Source organism: Acinetobacter boissieri (assembly GCF_900096955.1).
In the GTDB taxonomy this organism is placed as follows: Bacteria; Pseudomonadota; Gammaproteobacteria; order Pseudomonadales; family Moraxellaceae; genus Acinetobacter; species Acinetobacter boissieri.
In genome coordinates this window covers 164,496-181,598 of sequence record NZ_FMYL01000005.1, presented here as the reverse complement: position 1 = coordinate 181,598, position 17,103 = coordinate 164,496, and the positions used below count along the sequence as shown (strand labels likewise).

At 38.1% G+C, this 17,103-nt stretch carries 14 protein-coding genes; 6 read left to right on the top strand and 8 right to left on the bottom strand.

Annotated features, from left to right (window positions below):
- Positions 1 to 7 precede the first annotated feature (7 nt).
- Positions 8 to 1,063, top strand: a complete 1,056-nt coding sequence (locus BLS38_RS06815; protein WP_092747965.1) for an aromatic ring-hydroxylating oxygenase subunit alpha — start codon at positions 8 to 10, stop codon at positions 1,061 to 1,063.
- Positions 1,064 to 1,122: 59 nt separating this feature from the next.
- Here the strand turns inward: BLS38_RS06815 and kdsA are convergent, their stop codons facing one another.
- Entirely contained in the window at positions 1,123 to 1,959 is an 837-nt protein-coding gene (gene kdsA / locus BLS38_RS06810; protein ID WP_092747963.1) for a 3-deoxy-8-phosphooctulonate synthase, read from the bottom strand.
- A gap of 183 nt (positions 1,960 to 2,142) precedes the next feature.
- Positions 2,143 to 2,652 (bottom strand): GNAT family N-acetyltransferase, encoded by a 510-nt coding sequence (locus BLS38_RS06805; protein ID WP_092747962.1) that lies wholly within the window; start codon positions 2,650 to 2,652, stop codon positions 2,143 to 2,145.
- Positions 2,653 to 2,977: 325 nt separating this feature from the next.
- Here BLS38_RS06805 and BLS38_RS06800 point away from each other — a divergent pair, with 325 nt between their 5' ends.
- Positions 2,978 to 3,421: a PDZ domain-containing protein gene (locus tag BLS38_RS06800; protein WP_092747960.1), complete on the top strand. Its 444-nt coding sequence runs from the start codon at positions 2,978 to 2,980 to the stop codon at positions 3,419 to 3,421.
- Positions 3,422 to 3,560: 139 nt separating this feature from the next.
- Here BLS38_RS06800 and BLS38_RS06795 read toward each other — a convergent pair whose 3' ends face one another.
- The 3 genes from BLS38_RS06795 to betT form a co-directional block, all read right to left on the bottom strand.
- Positions 3,561 to 4,754: an aldose 1-epimerase family protein gene (locus BLS38_RS06795; protein ID WP_092747958.1), complete on the bottom strand. Its 1,194-nt coding sequence runs from the start codon at positions 4,752 to 4,754 to the stop codon at positions 3,561 to 3,563.
- Between the two features lie 313 nt (positions 4,755 to 5,067).
- Positions 5,068 to 5,691, bottom strand: a complete 624-nt coding sequence (locus BLS38_RS06790) for a MarC family protein (protein WP_092747956.1) — start codon at positions 5,689 to 5,691, stop codon at positions 5,068 to 5,070.
- Between the two features lie 12 nt (positions 5,692 to 5,703).
- Positions 5,704 to 7,785 (bottom strand): choline BCCT transporter BetT, encoded by a 2,082-nt coding sequence (gene betT, locus BLS38_RS06785; protein ID WP_092747954.1) that lies wholly within the window; start codon positions 7,783 to 7,785, stop codon positions 5,704 to 5,706.
- A gap of 694 nt (positions 7,786 to 8,479) precedes the next feature.
- Here betT and betI point away from each other — a divergent pair.
- Genes betI through betA form a run of 3 tightly spaced genes read left to right on the top strand, consistent with a single transcriptional unit; the run spans position 8,480 to position 12,341 of the window.
- On the top strand, positions 8,480 to 9,118 hold the full coding sequence (betI, locus tag BLS38_RS06780) for a transcriptional regulator BetI (RefSeq protein WP_092748042.1): 639 nt from the start codon (positions 8,480 to 8,482) through the stop codon (positions 9,116 to 9,118).
- A complete protein-coding gene (gene betB / locus BLS38_RS06775; protein WP_092747952.1) occupies positions 9,111 to 10,589 on the top strand; it encodes a betaine-aldehyde dehydrogenase in 1,479 nt (492 codons plus the stop codon). The genes betI and betB overlap by 8 nt, the downstream gene beginning before the upstream one ends.
- Positions 10,590 to 10,634: 45 nt before the next feature.
- Positions 10,635 to 12,341 (top strand): choline dehydrogenase, encoded by a 1,707-nt coding sequence (gene betA / locus BLS38_RS06770; protein ID WP_092747950.1) that lies wholly within the window; start codon positions 10,635 to 10,637, stop codon positions 12,339 to 12,341.
- Between the two features lie 56 nt (positions 12,342 to 12,397).
- Here the strand turns inward: betA and BLS38_RS06765 are convergent, their stop codons facing one another.
- From BLS38_RS06765 to BLS38_RS06755, 3 genes are all read right to left on the bottom strand, one after another.
- Entirely contained in the window at positions 12,398 to 13,594 is a 1,197-nt protein-coding gene (locus BLS38_RS06765) for an amino acid aminotransferase (protein WP_092748040.1), read from the bottom strand.
- 110 nt (positions 13,595 to 13,704) lie between these two features.
- Positions 13,705 to 14,112: a Cu(I)-responsive transcriptional regulator gene (gene cueR, locus BLS38_RS06760; protein WP_092747948.1), complete on the bottom strand. Its 408-nt coding sequence runs from the start codon at positions 14,110 to 14,112 to the stop codon at positions 13,705 to 13,707.
- A gap of 8 nt (positions 14,113 to 14,120) precedes the next feature.
- Positions 14,121 to 16,586, bottom strand: coding sequence for a heavy metal translocating P-type ATPase (locus tag BLS38_RS06755; RefSeq protein WP_092747946.1), 2,466 nt, complete (start codon positions 16,584 to 16,586; stop codon positions 14,121 to 14,123).
- A 130-nt stretch (positions 16,587 to 16,716) separates the two neighbouring features.
- On the opposite strand from BLS38_RS06755, the gene BLS38_RS06750 reads away from it, so the two are divergent.
- Positions 16,717 to 16,911, top strand: coding sequence for a heavy-metal-associated domain-containing protein (locus BLS38_RS06750; protein WP_092747944.1), 195 nt, complete (start codon positions 16,717 to 16,719; stop codon positions 16,909 to 16,911).
- The last annotated feature ends 192 nt before the right edge of the window (positions 16,912 to 17,103 follow it).

Below are 17,103 nucleotides of genomic sequence, written 5' to 3'. Positions count from 1 at the left end.
TGCCTTTATGAATGCCATACCTACAACCAATTTACTCAGTCGCCCATGCTATAGCCAATTTGACCCAAAAGACTGGGATATCTTGGCACAACATTGGTATCCTGTCGCTCGGATTCAAGACATCAGCACCAAACCACACCAAGTGACTTTATTGGATGTAAAACTTGCAGCCTACCAAACAGAAAGTGGGGAAATTCATCTGGTAAGAGATATTTGCCCTCATCGTGGTGTACCTTTAAGTAAAGGTTGGGTTGAGGGTGAAGAAATTATTTGTCCATATCATGGCTTACGTTATGATGGATCTGGTAAATGTACCAAAATTCCTGCACAACCCGATTTAGTTAAAATTTCAGATCGTTTTACCTTGTCACAATTTCCTGTTATTTTAAAATATGGCCTTGTCTGGACAAGCCTACTCAACAGAGATATTGCAGAAGCCAACTTACCTGTACTTGACACATGGGAATGTGAAGGCCACCAACCCATTTTACCGCCATTTTTAGACATTAGTGGTTCATCGGGCAGACAACTAGAAGGCTTCATTGATGTTGCTCACTTTGCGTGGGTACACCATGAAGCGTTTGCAAGTAGAGAAAACCAAGTCGTACCTAAATACAAAACGGTAAAAACGCCTTACGGATTACAAACGGAATATATTAGCGATGTAAGTAACTATCCTCATGGTATGCAACACCTTGCACCCGAAGGCTTTTTATGGAAACGTACTTTTGATGTATATCCACCATTTTCAGCAGTACTCACTGTAGATTTTCCAAAAGATGGCGTATTAAAAATTTTAAATGCATGTTGTCCAATATCACACAACAAAACACGTTTGTTTGTACCACTTACACGTAACTTTGATACCACAGGTGACTTGCAAGCCGTTTATGATTTCAATGCACAAATTTTTGAAGAAGATCAAGACATGGTCGAGTCACAAAAACCTGAAGAGCTTCCGCTAGATCTGACAGCAGAAGCACATTTTGAAGCGGACCGCTCATCCACCATGTATCGCAGAATTTTAGCAGATTGGGGGCTAAGCCGTAGATATACCGTATAAAACAACAAGGCGAAATATTATATTTCGCCTTGTTTCACTTCAATAAAAGTGATTGTTTTTTAAAGTTTATTAATTAATGCATGTATATCTTTAAGGTCTTTCACCAACTCAAGCATATCTGCTAAAGGAATCATATTTGGTCCATCACTCAGTGCAACGGATGGGTTGGGATGTGTTTCCATAAATATACCATTGGCACCGACAGCCAGTGCAGCTTTTGCTAATTTAGGCGCATACTGAGAATCACCTCCCGAAGCACCGCCAAGTGCGCCAGGTCGTTGGACTGAATGCGTTGCATCAAATACCAATGGCTCATCTAAAGTTAATAACTCTTGTATGCCTCTAAAATCGTTAATTAAATAGTTATAACCAAACGATGTCCCACGTTCACAAACCAAAAGGTCATGGTTACCAAAAGATTTTACTTTATTTACGACAGCGATCATTTCTTGTGGGCTCAAAAACTGTCCCTTTTTAATATTAATTGGCTTACCAGCGGCTGCGACTCTTCTTAAAAACTCAGTTTGTCTCACCAAAAAAGCAGGGGTTTGAAAAATATCAACCACCTCGCCAACTTCATTAAAATCTGTGTATTCGTGTACATCACTTAGAATTTTAAAATTAAATTGCTTTTTAACGGTATCTAAAATTTGTAGTGACTCTTCCAAAGGCAAACCGGTAAAACTATTAATAGATGTTCGATTGGCTTTGACAAAACTGGCTTTAAAAGCAATATCCACCCCTGTAACATCTTGAATGTTCGCTAATGTTTCAGCAATTTGCATGGTTACATCATAATTTTCTACAACACATGGGCCAGAAAATATAAATAATCCATTTTTATTGGTATCATTATTTCGTTTAGGAAAGATTTTCTTTAAAACATTAGGGTTCATACCGCTCTCTTCACACAATGATATTGAATACATGACTATACAACATTCTTTGCATTTTATTTTTAATACCTAAAACAACTCGCTACACACATAGTTTTCCTTAGATTTTATGCCATGTAAAGTCTTAGCAATTCATTGTCATATTCAGCAGTAATCACTTTTCTAACCGTCTAAATTTATTGATTAAATCTCTAAATAATACATAACTTCTTCTAGACTTTCGCCTCCAATCTTGAAGTACTTAATTTCTTGCGTATTTTGAATCATACCCATTTTTTTATAAAAGGCAGTTGCATTTAAATTAGCAGACAATGCCCATAAATATACTTTTGTATAACCCGCGTCTTTAAGTTCGGTAATGACTTTTTTATATAAATTCTTACCGTAACCACATCTGAAATGGCTTGGATCAATATAAAAAGCTTCAATTTCTGCAACTGTTTCTTCATCATGAATATTACGTGATGGTCCATATACAACCCACCCCACAATTCCTTTTAATGCTTCATCGTAAACCATTAATTTTTTATTATTTTCTTCAATTATTTTTGTCCACATGGCTGTTTTTTCAGGAACAGAAAGACTATCTAATATATTCTGAGGCATGATATTGGTATATGCAGCTCTCCAACTCTTTACGTGTATTTCTGCAATGTGCACAGCGTCTTTAATGCCTGCAATTCTTATTGTCATTGAAAGTTATCCTATCGTTTTTATTGCGTATTTTTTATTATTACACGTTTTTTATAATAACAATCGTTCAAAACTTACTTTTCAAAGAATCTTACATCGTAGTATCAATTAAATTCCGATTTAAATATCAAGCCATTTAAATTTTCTTATATCATTCCCCCATAATTTTAAGATCTACACAACCAATATACTAACTTTAGTTATTTACACACTAGTATTTTAAATTTTACATAAAGTATTGTAATAATATAATTTCATCAGTTTTTAATGCTAGAATTACAATGTTTTCTTTAAAGAATAAATTAAAAAAATAGGATGTTAAAATATGTCTACACGAACAATAATCAACGCTAACTCAATGTTTTATTGCATTTCTATTGGTCTTTTTCTTTTTACAACATCTGTTGAAGCACAATCACCGACGACTCAAACTGGCACTGTGTCTGTAAATAATGCTTCAGAAAAACTTGTACTTCAAAGTACTAAAAATGGCGTACTCGTTGCGACATTTTCTCAGAAAAAAATGGACTTAGATTTAAAGACAAAAGATATTATTATTACGGCGAATGAGCATAAAGTGTCTACACCTGAAGACTTAATGCGCTTAGTCAGAAATACACCCACCTCTCACGAAATACGGCTTAAAGTAATCAGAGAAAATAAAGTATTCATAGTTAAAACACATAAGTACATGTGGCAGAAATTTGAAACCCCTAAGCCCCCTGAATTAAATAAAAATACAGTACAGCCGCCTATTCCACCCAAATAGTAATGAACTTTAAAAAGCGCTCATTAAATAATAAGCAGGATTACTCCTGCTTATTAAATCAAACATACATGCTCAAACCTAACCTAAAACGATTTTTGTAAATACGTTTATCAAATTAAGCTTAAGCAATGACAGAACACTACTCTTTAGCGATTGGGGTTTCAACTTGCTTTACCGCTGTTGTACCTTGAATTTTTTGAATCTGATTTTCCACTGATTGGACTTGTGAACGGTCACTTAACAATGAATAGGTCAAATCAAAACTGACACTTTGACCGGGTTCAATTTGTTTCACTCTTTTTTGTGCTTTTTCAATGTTTACTGGATACGCATAACTGGTTCCAGGCTCAATACCTGTAACATAGCCTTGTTTTAAGGTATCTGTATTTTTCCATAAAGTCAGAACAGGAAGTTGTTGCGTATTGAATGCAATCGCAACCCCTTTGTTGTTGTCTTTATTAACTAATGCGGCGATTGTATTCCCTTTAGAGTCTGCCAATGGTTTTAAGTTAAAAACCATTTCATCGAAGCCTTTTGTTGGGCCTAAATAGGTTGTCCAATCTTTAAGGCCTTTTTTTGCATAATCATTAAAAGGACTGACTTCACTCACAGGGGCTAAAAATTTTGCGCCTTCTTCTAAAATAGGCTGTGAAAAATTACTGTGGTAAATAATTTGATAGTCATGTGCGTAATCTGCATGATTTGTTAGCACATCATGGAGTTTAAATGATGTTTCTCCTGGTACATAACTTAATTGCGTCATCGTTTGAAGGTCTGCTTTTTTAAAGGTGCTTTCTTTAATTAAACCTTTAATATGTATCGCAAAAGGTGGTTTCTCATCAATTTCAACGGCAACATAAGATGCAGGTGTATTTTGTGCTTTACCATGGAGTGAATAGATTTGACCATCTATTGTAGTTGGGTGACCTGTCCACTCGTATCCACAACGGACTAGCATTTCATTAAAACCTTCAAGCCAACCTAACCCATTTCGACTATCCAATTGAATATATGCAGGATTGACAACCTCTGTGACAGGAGATTTCCAACCCAGATGAATTCCCTTACCTTCTGCATGTAACAGCCCCATGCCTCTGGTCGGCGACAGCGTAATAGTTAACCCCGTTGGGCTAGTAATGGTAATAATTTTACTGCCTTCTTGCTTACCACCATGTAAAACTTGCTGTTCCACCGTATAGTTTTGACCTGTTGTTTTCCAATTCCCAACTTCAATGCCATTTTGAATATCAGTGAGAACGTAGGTTTTTGCATGAATACTCATCGCACTTAGTCCAATTATGGTGCTTAAAGCCATAGTGTAATATTTTTTCATTTCATATTCCTTATGATTTTTACCAGTGTTGACCTAACACCTTTTTATATATTATTTGATCTTGTTGAATTAAGATATATCACTTGCTCATTTATATTTTAAAAATAAAAACGTCATAATTAGACGCAAAAAAGAATCATTTGAATTGATTTCATTTAACGTAAAATTCAAATAATATTTAGTATCCAAATAAATTTAAAGCTTAAAGGTATTTAAATTTCGGCGCATAAATATCATGAATATTTTGCAAAATTCACCTTACCCTAGCACCCGTAATTTTTATTGTTTGGGTCACATGTAAATATTTCTTAAACTATAGAGGTGCAGTATGTTGAATTAAACGTGTTACACCTGTAATAATCATATCTATGGCAATCGTACCAATCAGAAGTGCAGATAAACGACCAACAATATCAAAATAATAGTCGACAAATTTAGCATGCTTATAACGCAAATTATCGTGCATATATTTCATCAACATTAAAATAGTGGATGTCAAAAACAATGTAACTGCCAATACACAAATAGCACCAAGAGTCTTAATCTCCATGCCCATGACCACCGAAGCACTAATGGTCCCCGGCCCGATCATGAATGGCATAGCCACAGTCCCCGCCAAATTTTCGGTCGCACCGCGTGTATCTCCTATTGTATCGGCACCTTGAAACACATAACGATAACCAATGACTAAAAAGATAATGCCACCAAAAATTTGAAAGGACTCAAAACGTACGTTTAGATACTCGGTAAAAACCGTTTCTCCACCCCATGCAAAAAACACAAACACCACGTAAGAGATCAAGCTCCCTTGAATCAGTGCTTTATTAAATATTTTTGCATCTGTATTTCGAATCATTCCTGCCATGTAAATACTCATGAGGAATGGATTCATCAATGCAAAAAGTAGTGCAAAAGAATGGATATAAGCGCTAAACATACTATTTACTCTTTAGGAGTCATTCGGGTCTGGAAAACTTAAACTTTTACCCGTAGTTTTTTCTCGGTTCAAATGCAAGAAAGTCAAATGACGCTCGTATTTATCTAACACGTCATTAATCACTTGCTCTTTGTTATACCCCATTAAATCATTACCTTGGCTGCCTTCAAACAAGAATGTTTCCAAACGATAATAAAATGTATTGCCAAGTTTACTACGGCGACTAAATTCAGGTGCATGATACCGCTGTGGCCAAATTTGGTAAATAAAATTCTGTTCATCATTTAATCCAACACTTAAGTCGATATGATATAGCCCATAATCCCACTCTTCTGTCATCGAATTGAAAATGACCGATGCTTGTACACCTTTACTTTCTAACTCACGCATGACTTCTTCGAGTGCAGGTTTACACACCGTATCTAGCATCTGTAATGTAGCTTTGCGACCTGGGTGATGCATCACACGAGATAAACGCTGTTTCCAGTTTAAAATATCAACATTACCCACAACAGGCGCTGCATTGAGTGATGTACTTTGGTTTCGATAATCTTCTAAACGAAGCGATTTAAATAAACCAATCATTACCAGAATCATCACAAAACTAAAAGGCAAGCCCATAATCACAGTGGCTTTTTGTAATGTTGTAATCCCGTTTGACATCATCATTGCGATTGTTAATACACCAATCACGATAGACCAAAAGATACGAATCCAATTTGGTGCATCACTGTTTACATCTTTTAAACGGTAGCAGAAACTCCCAAGTACAATTGCACCCGAGTCTGCCGAAGTCACATAAAACAGAAGTCCTGTAATAAAAGCCAATACTGCTGTAAATGAAAACCACGGATAAAATGACAGTAATTTATAAAAACCAAGCTCAGGTTTAGCTAAAATTTCTTGTGCAAACTGTAAATTGCCATGAATAACTTCATACAGTGCACTATTACCCATAATAGACAACCAAGCTATGGTAAACAGTAAGGGAATAACTAAAGTGCCTAGTACAAACTCACGAATAGTACGGCCTCTTGAAATACGGGCTAAAAACAGCCCAACAAATGGTGACCATGCCACCCACCATGCCCAGAAAAACAGTGTCCAATCTTTAACCCACTGCCCTGTTTGCGGATTTGAATCTTGATGATATGCAAATGTATCCAGCGTCATTGCAGGAAAACGGCTAATGTAATCGCCAATATTAAGTACTAAGCTATTGAGTAAAAAGGTACTATTGCCTAAAAATAAAATAAACAACAATAAACCAATGGCAAAATAAACATTCATTTCTGCCAAGAATTTAACGCCCTTATCTACCCCAGTCGTAGCTGAAATAATACTAATGGTCACGGCAAAAACCACAAGCCAAGCTTGTACGGTTAAACCTTCTTGCACACCAAATAATAGGCTTAAACCATAGTTAAGTTGGACTACACCAATACCGCATGTCGTGGCTAAACCGAAGATTGCCCCTAAAATCGCTGCGACATCAACCAAATGACCAATCCAACCATTCACTTTATCACCAAAAATTGGGTACAAAGCAGAACGTACAGTCAGTGGTAAATTATAACGGTATGAGAAATACCCTAAGGCAATACCCAATAGCGCATACATACACCAACCCGTGAGACCATAGTGGAAAATGGTTAACGTAATGGCTTGACGAGCTGCATCAATGGTTTGTCCTTGGCCAACAGGAGGTTGCATATATTGTGCAATTGGTTCTGCCACCGAAAAGAACATGAGGTCAATACCAATACCTGCAGCAAACAGCATGGATGCCCAACTCACCATACTAAACTCAGGTTTAGAATGTTTAGGACCCAGTTTAATATCGCCATAGCGTGAAGATGCTAAGAAAATCACAAATACAATATATACTGAAGCAATTGCAAAATAGTACCAGCCAAACGTAGATGCAACCCAATCTAAGGTTGTGTCTAACGCAACGGTAGCTTGCGCTTTAAAAAAAATGGTAAATAAGGCAAATGCCAATACTAGACCGGCAGAAAGGAAAAATACTTTTCCATTTAAGCGATCTTCATTGGCCGTTGCTTTCAGACCCTCGGAGGAGTTATCTTGATTCATACAATCCTCTTTTTATAAAATATAAAAGATAAAGGCTTTTTTACCTGACTGAGGTAAATTCACCGAATCAACGCCATCACGGCGTAGGAAGTATTCTTATGGCAAAAATTGTGATGTATCTGCGATTTTTGCCGTAAAAATATGAAAAATAGCCATATAAAAGATTCAACATAAAGCAGATTGAACCATTGGTATTTATCAAGAAATGACTGTTTTAAAAGCTTTTATATCATGCTATTTCTATACTGAAATCAAAAGAAAACAGCATGTATAACTGCTCAAAGCTCACTCACTATAAAAGTACAGTAAAATCACTTAAAAGCGCAAAAAACAAACAAAAATAGACAAAATAAAATCTTGGGAAAATGGCTAAACTTGTAATGCATCATGCAAAATGATCATGCACAAGTGCGCCGAGTATAAGTGCTGAAAAAAAAATGTACAAATATATACGCCAAAATATCAATATTAATCTGCATATAAAAACCATATAAAAATAAATAAATTCAAATAAAACAAAATTTTAAATAAATAATATAAATATCTAATTATTTTTAGTGACTGTACAAATAATCACAATTATTTTTTCAAGATATTTTGATAGTCAATAAATCCACTTTAAACACCCATTGATTGAACGATCAATCAATGGGTGTTACACTGTGTGTCAATCGCATCTATTCTTATGTATGATATGAGTATAAACGAAGCCAAAAATAGTCGCATACAACCCGAACATGTTCGGCGTGAGCAAATCATTCAAGCTGCTTTTGAAGTGATTTCTAGCCTTGGACTCACCAATACGACCTTGGCTAAAATTGCTAAACAAGCAGGTCTATCTACAGGTATTGTGAGTCATTATTTTGGCGACAAACAAGGCTTAATTACTGCATGTATGCGTGAAATGTTGGCTGAGTTACAACGAAAAACCATGCAATATAAAATGAAGCATGCAGCTGATGCAACTTCACAAATTCATGCAATTATTGACTCTAACTTCGATACCAGTCAAACCAGTGCAACAGCCATGCGACTTTGGTTAGAATTTTGGACTGCAAGTATGCACATGCCTGAGTTACAACGTTTACAGCGCATTAACAGTCATCGTTCATACTCAAACTTAAAGTACCATTTAGAAAAACTTGTTACACCAACACAAGTCGATGCCATTACTCAAGGCCTTGCAGCACTGATTGATGGTTTATGGTTACGTGCTAGTCTTATGAGTCATCAAGAAAAATTTGACGTTACACAAGCCAAGTATATTGCCTACCAATATTTAAACATGCATATCAATAGATCAGAAACTGACGGAGAATTAAACCATGTCTAACATTCCAGTGTATTCCCTCTACATTAACGGTCAATATGTTGAAGCCAGCAGTGGTCAAAGCTTTGAAAGTATCAACCCTGCCAATGGCGAAGTAATTGCTCAAATACAAAGTGCATCTCAACAAGATTTAGATAAAGCAGTAGAAAGTGCACAACAAGGTCAAAAAGTTTGGGCTGCAAAAACAGCAGTAGAGCGTGCCCGTATTCTACGTAAAGCAGTAGATATACTGCGTGAGCGTAACGATGATTTGGCAGCCTTAGAAACCAAAGACTCTGGTAAAGCATTTTCTGAAACATCGACTGTAGATGTTGTAACTGGTGCAGATGTTTTAGAATACTACGCAGGTCTAGCAACAGCGATACAAGGCGAACAGCAACCCCTACGCGATACAAGTTTTTTCTATACTCGCCGTGAGCCATTGGGTGTTGTTGCAGGTATTGGTGCATGGAACTACCCTATTCAAATTGCACTATGGAAATCTGCACCTGCACTTGCTGCCGGTAATGCCATGATTTTTAAACCAAGTGAGTTTACACCGCTGACTGCTTATAAATTAGCAGAAATTTATACTGAAGCTGGCGTACCACACGGTGTATTTAACGTGGTACAAGGTCTAGGTGATGTAGGCGCAATGATTGCATCTCACCCAATCATCGAAAAAATATCTTTTACAGGTTCAGTTGCTACAGGTAAAAAAGTGATGGCGACAGCCGCAAGCTCATCACTCAAAGAAGTCACCATGGAACTTGGTGGCAAATCACCTCTAATTATTTGTGAAGATGCACACATTGAACGTGCTGCAGATATTGCAATGATGGCAAATTTCTTTAGTACAGGCCAAGTCTGCACTAATGGTACTCGTGTATTTGTACCGAAATCGATTAAAGCTGACTTTGAAAAAGCATTACTCGAACGTATTGCTTATGTAAAAGTCGGTGATCCAATGCATGCAGATACCAACATGGGACCACTTTCAAGCTTTCCACATTTAGACAAAGTACTGTCTTATATTGAACAAGGTAAAGCACAAGGTGCAACACTGTTATGTGGTGGCCAGCGTGCAACAGATCCAGCACTGGCAAAAGGTGCGTATATTGAGCCGACCATTTTTACAGACTGTAAAGATGATATGTCTATTGTGACAGACGAAATTTTTGGCCCAGTCATGAGTATTTTAAGTTATGACACTGAGGCTGAAGCCCTTGAACGCGCCAACAATACTCCTTTAGGCCTTGCATCTGGCGTAGTGACTGAAAACATTAACCGAGCACACCAAATTGCTCACCAACTTGAAGCAGGTATTTGTTGGATTAATACTTGGGGAGAATCACCTGCTGAAATGCCTGTCGGTGGTTACAAACAATCTGGTGTTGGCCGTGAAAATGGCTTGGTGTCGTTACACCACTACACGCGTATTAAATCAATTCAAGTTGAAATGGGTGAGTATCAATCTATATTTAGCAAAAGCTAAAATAAATTAAACAGATACCCCCAATTAAATAAGGATAATTTTATCATGGCAAATCAAGAATTTGACTATATTGTTGTCGGTGGAGGCTCTGCTGGTAATGTACTTGCAACCCGCCTCACTGAAGACGAAAATGTAACTGTACTACTCCTTGAAGCAGGTGGCCCAGATTACCGTGCGGACTTCCGCACCCAAATGCCTGCCGCGTTGGCATTTCCATTACAAGGTCGTCGCTATAACTGGGCTTACGAAACTGACCCAGAACCAAATATGAACAACCGCCGTATGGAATGTGGCCGTGGTAAAGGCCTTGGTGGATCATCCCTCATTAATGGTATGTGCTACATTCGTGGTAATGCCATGGACTTAGATGGTTGGTCACAGCTTAAAGGTTTAGAGCAATGGTCTTATGCAGATTGCTTACCATATTATCGCAAAGCAGAAACGCGTGACATTGGTGCAAATGACTACCACGGTGGCGAAGGCCCTGTTTGCGTCGCAACGCCTAAAAAAGGCAATAATGTGTTATTTCACGCCATGGTTGACGCAGGCGTACAAGCAGGTTACCCACGTACAGATGACTTAAATGGTTATCAACAAGAAGGCTTTGGTCCAATGGACCGTACCGTGACCCCTCAAGGTCGTCGTTCAAGTACAGCACGTGGCTATTTAGATCTTGCTAAACCAAGAAAAAATCTCACCATTGTGACCCATGCTGTAACAGACAAAGTCCTCTTTTCTGGTAAAAAAGCGATTGGTGTACAGTACCTACAAGGTGGCAATACTACACCAATTAAAGTCAGTGCACGTAAAGAAGTCCTGATTAGCTCAGGAACGATTGCTTCACCACAAATTTTACAACGTTCAGGTATTGGCTCTAAAGCACTGCTTGACTCATTGTCTATTCCTATCGTACATGAGTTACCGGGTGTCGGTGAAAACCTACAAGATCACTTAGAGTTATATTTACAATATGGCTCTAAAAAGCCAGTATCACTCTACCCTGCACTTCAGTGGCAAAACCAACCTAAAATTGGTGCTGAATGGATGTTTTTAGGTACAGGTGTTGGTGCATCAAACCAATTTGAAGCAGGTGGTTTTATTCGCAGTCGCCCTGAGTTTGATTGGCCAAATATTCAATACCACTTTTTACCGGTAGCAATTAATTACAATGGTAGTAACGGCGTGCAAGAACATGGCTTTCAAGCTCATGTTGGTTCTATGCGCTCACCATCACGTGGTCGTGTACAGATTAAATCGTTAAACCCACATGACCATCCAAGCATTTTGTTTAACTATATGTCTACCGAGCAAGATTGGCAGGAGTTCCGTGACTGTATTCGCCTTACCCGTGAAATTATGCATCAACCTGCACTCGATGAATACCGTGGCCGTGAAATCAGCCCGGGTAAAGATGTAGTTACAGATGAGCAGCTCGATGAGTTTGTACGTAATCATGCAGAAACAGCTTACCACCCGTGTGGTAGCTGCAAAATGGGGTATGATGATATGTCAGTAGTTGACCATGAAGGCCGTGTACATGGCGTAGAAGGATTGCGTGTTGTTGATGCGTCAATTATGCCAATTATTATTACAGGTAACTTAAACGCAACCACGATTATGATTGGTGAGAAAATTGCAGATGCTATGCGTGGTCAAAAATTACCTCGCTCAACTGCGGGTTACCACAAAGCAGGCGATGCACCTGTACGTACTGCACCACAACGTGAATTTACTGTAGAACAGATGCAATAAAATCTAAGATAAAAAAAATGGCGACTATAACAGTCGCCATTTTTTATTCAGTACAATCATGCTAAAACTTTTGCAATTGCATCAGCAACAGCGTAGACATTTTTTTCATTTAAACCTGCAACACACATACGGCCACTACGCAGTAAGTACACGGCATGTTCTTCACGTAATTTATCTGCTTGTTCTGCTGTTAAGCCTGTATAACTAAACATACCACGTTGTTCTACAAGGTAGTTGAAGTCTTTGTTTGGTACACGTTTTACTAACTCATCACGTAGAATTGTACGCATTTTTGCAATACGCTCAGCCATACCTTTCAGCTCAGCTTCCCAATTTGCACGTAAGCTTTCGTCATTGAGTACAGCATCAACCAATAATGCACCAGTGGTTGGAGGGCTTGAATACACACGGCGTACAGTGGCTTTGAGTTGGCCAAATACATTGTCTGCTGCTGCTGCATCTTCAGAGACAACAGTTAAACCACCAACACGTTCGCCATATAATGAGAAAATCTTAGAGAACGAGTTACTTAAAACAAATTGTGCACCCGCTTGGTCTAATGCACGAATCAAATATGCATCTTTTGCTAAATCTTCAGCAAAACCTTGATATGCAATATCGAGGAAAGGAATCAATTTGCCTTGAAGTAACACTTCAATCACTTGATCCCATTGCTCAGGAACTAAGTCTGCGCCTGTTGGGTTATGACAACATGGGTGTAATAACACCACGTCATTTTCAGGAATAGATTTCAGTGTTTCCAACATTTTTTCAAATGCAACACCATTGGTTTCTACATCAAAGTATGGATATTCTGCAGTTTCAAAACCAGCGCCTTGGAAAATCGCAATATGATTTTCCCATGTTGGTTGGCTTACCCATACTTTAGATTTTGGAAAGTATTTTTTTAGAAAATCTGCACCAATTTTAAGTGCGCCTGAACCACCTAATGTTTGAATGGTTACAGCGCGTTTTTCAGCACGTGCTTTGCTGTCGTTACCTAACAATAAAGCTTGTGTTGCATCACAATAGGTTTTCACACCAGACATTGGCAAATAAAGTTTCGCTTTATCTACATTTTTACCTACTTCTAATGCTGCTGTTTTTACAGCATTAAATTGTGGTACAACGCTTTGCTCATTGTAATACAAGCCAATACTTAAATTAACTTTGTTATCACGTTCATCTTTCTGGAATTTTTCCATTAATGTTAAGATTGGGTCGCCTGCATAAGGCTCAACATGCTGAAACATAACTCGCTCTATCCACTGTAGTGTGTCTGCATTATATACATAGTTTGACCAGATGGTGTGAACGCTTTTCATACAAACACACCGTTTTTTCATGTATATTCAATAAAAATTTACAGCTTTGTATGACTTGTACCTAACGCAATTTTATCTAAAATTGGGCAATCCGATGATGTGTTACCAGCACAACCATCAACTGCTTGTTTTAATAACGCCACCATGCCTTCAAGTTGCTGTATTTGTGTATTGAGTTTAATAATATGCGCTTGTGCAAAGGCTTTAACATCTGCACTGTGTCTGGTCTGGTTTTGCCATAACTGCAAGAGGTACTTCATTTGTTCTGTAGAAAAATGTAATGTTTTGGCATGCAAAATAAATTGTAGCGTTTCAATATGTTTTTCACGATACATACGATAGCCTGCACTGCTCCGTTCGACTTGAGGCAATAAACCTACGCTTTCATAGTAACGAATCATTTTACTTGAAATCCCGATTCGTTTTGATACCTGACCAATATTCATCACTTACCTCAAGTATTTAAATGAGACCGAAAACGTTTCAAACGCAGTGCGTTCATTAATACAAAAACAGATGATAGGGCCATTGCTGCAGCCGCCACCATGGGTGACAATAATATTTGATAGCTCGGATATAAAACCCCAGCAGCAACAGGAATAAGGGCAATGTTATAAATAAATGCCCAAAATAAGTTTTGCTGAATATTACGTATTGTCGCTTGACTCAGTGCAATCGCATCAACTGCTGCTTTTAAATCGCCTGACATGAGTACTACATCTGCTGACTCTATGGCAATGTCTGTGCCTGTACCAATGGCTAGCCCAACATCAGCATGGGCTAAAGCGGGTGCATCATTAATACCATCACCAATATAAGCCACTTTGCCATATTTCTGTTGTAAAGCTTTTATTGCATCTACTTTACCTGCCGGCATCACTCCTGCAATCACATCATCAATCGCTAATTTTTTAGCAATGGCTTGCGCAGTATTTTTCTGATCACCTGTGATCATTATTACTTTCAGACCTAAGCGTTGTAATTGTTGCACGACCATTGCACTGCTTTCTTTTATCGGGTCAGCAACAGCCAGCATGGCCACAAGCACGCCATCTATTGCCACATAAATCGGAGATTTAGCCTGCTGAGCCAATAGATCTGCATGTGTTTTAAAGACAGAAGTGTCTAGATTTAACTGAGCCATCAAACGATCAGCACCTATTTGTATGTTTTGATCTTGCACGATAGCGTGTATGCCTAGCCCCGTCAGTGTTTCTACATTTTGGGCATTCAATAGTACAATTTGTTGTTGTTTTGCATAATCTACTATGGCCGCAGCAAGTGGGTGGCTTGCATATTGCTCTACTGAAGCAACATACTGCAACACTTGGTTTTTGTACTGATTATCTGTACATATAAAATCTGTTAAAGTTGGTCTACCTTGCGTAAGCGTTCCTGTTTTATCTAGCCCAACTGCTTTGACTTCTTTAAGTTGCTGCAAAGCCGCACCTTGGCGAAATAACACTCCCATTTGTGCACCTTTACCTGTTGCCACCATAATTGACGTAGGTGTAGCCAAGCCCATTGCACAAGGGCAAGCAACAATTAATACAGCAACTGCACTGACCAGTGCATAAGATATAGATGGGCTTGGACCAAATATCCACCAAATTATTGCAGTAAATAACGCAATAATCATAATAATAGGTACAAACCACAATGTAATTTTATCGACCCATGCTTGTATAGGCAGTTTACTCGCTTGAGCCTGTTCTACAAGGTGAATAATTTGTGCCAACAACGTATTTTGATGCAATGCTTTGGGCTGTACTTCCAATAACCCAGTTTGATTAATCGTACCTGCACTCACATGCTCGCCTTGATCTTTCTTAACCGCTAAAGGCTCACCTGTAAGCATCGATTCATCAACCAAACTTTGCCCTGCAACGATGGTGCCATCAACAGGAATCTTTTCTCCTGCATACACCATCACCTGCATGTGTAAAGTCAAATCCTCAATAGCAATATCTTCAATCGCTGTCCCTACTTTTACATGCGCAACTTTGGGCTGTAGCCCAATTAATTGCGCTATAGCTTGTGTCGTTTGTCCTTTTGCTCTTGCCTCTAAATAACGGCCCAATAAAATTAAAGTGACAATCATTGCTGCTGCTTCAAAATACACATGTACTGCTTGCGCTGGTAACCACTGTGGTAAAGCTGTTGCAACCAAAGAATAAAGATAAGCTGCTAATGTACCTATAGCAACCAATGCATTCATATCTGGCGCACCACGTAATAATGCAGGTATGCCTTTTTTATAAAATTGGCGAGCAGGAAAACATAAAATAAGGCTGACAAAAAGACATTGTAACCACCAATTCAAAGACTGCCCCAGATACGTATCTAACCAATGTTGCCAAGCCATAAAGACATGTCCAAACATGGCCAGCAACATCACAGGGATTGTAAGGAGTGTCGCTTGTATAAGCTGATGTAATAAAACCTGTGATTTATCTAAGGTTGGTTTTTCTTGTGGCTTATCTTTAGAAACGAGAGTTGCCCCATAACCAGCGCGCTCAATAGCTTTTATTAAAGTATGGCTTACTACAGATTGATTTGCAGAAATATGCGCTTGATTAGTCGCTAAGTTCACTACAGCATGTTGTACGCCATCTACTTTTAACAATGCCTTTTCTGCTCGGCCAACACATGAAGCACAACTTAACCCTTGTACATCTAAAACAATATTTTGTATTTGTGGTACTTCCTCTTCAACGTCATAGCCTGCTTTTTGAATACATGCAATCAATTGTTGACGGTCTAAATGCTCTCCCCATACGACTGCTTTTTCTGTCGCTAAATTCACACTGACATCATTGACTGCTTGTTTTTTTAAGGCTTTTTCCACACGTCCCACACATGAAGCACAGCTCATACCTATAATACGAAGTTCTATATGCGTTGTTTTTGTCGTATTCATGACTGGCCTTTAACAATTGTGTTTTTCTTAGATTAAACCTTGACCCAATGGCAAGGTCAATAGGCTTGACTTTGCCATTGGGTCAAGGTTTACAATGATATTTTAAAATCAGAACTAATCGGAGTAACCCATGAAATTTAGTATTCCAAATATGACTTGTGGCGGGTGCGTGCGTGGCGTAACAGCAACAATTCAAGATTTAGACCCACAAGCAACGGTCAGTGCAGATTTAAGCAATAAAACAATTGAAGTCACATCAATACTAGAAGCCAATCATATTCAACAAGCACTTAAAGCAGATGACTTTCCAGCAACCCTCGTTTAAAAACAACTACTGCATCACAGTATAACGGCTAGAGTTTACATAACACCGATATACTGTGACAACAACTTAACAATTTCACATCAAGATAAAATTTTCACTTCATTAAAATATAGCTAAGGCATCATTTGTAAACATAATACTTATATTTCAATGATGAACCTTTCAAGTACTACGATGATTAAAATATGAATA

Coding starts and splice junctions, on each gene's coding strand:
- BLS38_RS06815 (WP_092747965.1), top strand. CDS start 8: ATGAATGCCATACCTACAACCAATTTACTCAGTCGCCCATGCTATAGC.
- kdsA (WP_092747963.1), bottom strand. CDS start 1,959: ATGAACCCTAATGTTTTAAAGAAAATCTTTCCTAAACGAAATAATGAT.
- BLS38_RS06805 (WP_092747962.1), bottom strand. CDS start 2,652: ATGACAATAAGAATTGCAGGCATTAAAGACGCTGTGCACATTGCAGAA.
- BLS38_RS06800 (WP_092747960.1), top strand. CDS start 2,978: ATGTCTACACGAACAATAATCAACGCTAACTCAATGTTTTATTGCATT.
- BLS38_RS06795 (WP_092747958.1), bottom strand. CDS start 4,754: ATGAAAAAATATTACACTATGGCTTTAAGCACCATAATTGGACTAAGT.
- BLS38_RS06790 (WP_092747956.1), bottom strand. CDS start 5,691: ATGTTTAGCGCTTATATCCATTCTTTTGCACTACTTTTTGCATTGATG.
- betT (WP_092747954.1), bottom strand. CDS start 7,785: ATGAATCAAGATAACTCCTCCGAGGGTCTGAAAGCAACGGCCAATGAA.
- betI (WP_092748042.1), top strand. CDS start 8,480: ATGAGTATAAACGAAGCCAAAAATAGTCGCATACAACCCGAACATGTT.
- betB (WP_092747952.1), top strand. CDS start 9,111: ATGTCTAACATTCCAGTGTATTCCCTCTACATTAACGGTCAATATGTT.
- betA (WP_092747950.1), top strand. CDS start 10,635: ATGGCAAATCAAGAATTTGACTATATTGTTGTCGGTGGAGGCTCTGCT.
- BLS38_RS06765 (WP_092748040.1), bottom strand. CDS start 13,594: ATGTTTCAGCATGTTGAGCCTTATGCAGGCGACCCAATCTTAACATTA.
- cueR (WP_092747948.1), bottom strand. CDS start 14,112: ATGAATATTGGTCAGGTATCAAAACGAATCGGGATTTCAAGTAAAATG.
- BLS38_RS06755 (WP_092747946.1), bottom strand. CDS start 16,586: ATGAATACGACAAAAACAACGCATATAGAACTTCGTATTATAGGTATG.
- BLS38_RS06750 (WP_092747944.1), top strand. CDS start 16,717: ATGAAATTTAGTATTCCAAATATGACTTGTGGCGGGTGCGTGCGTGGC.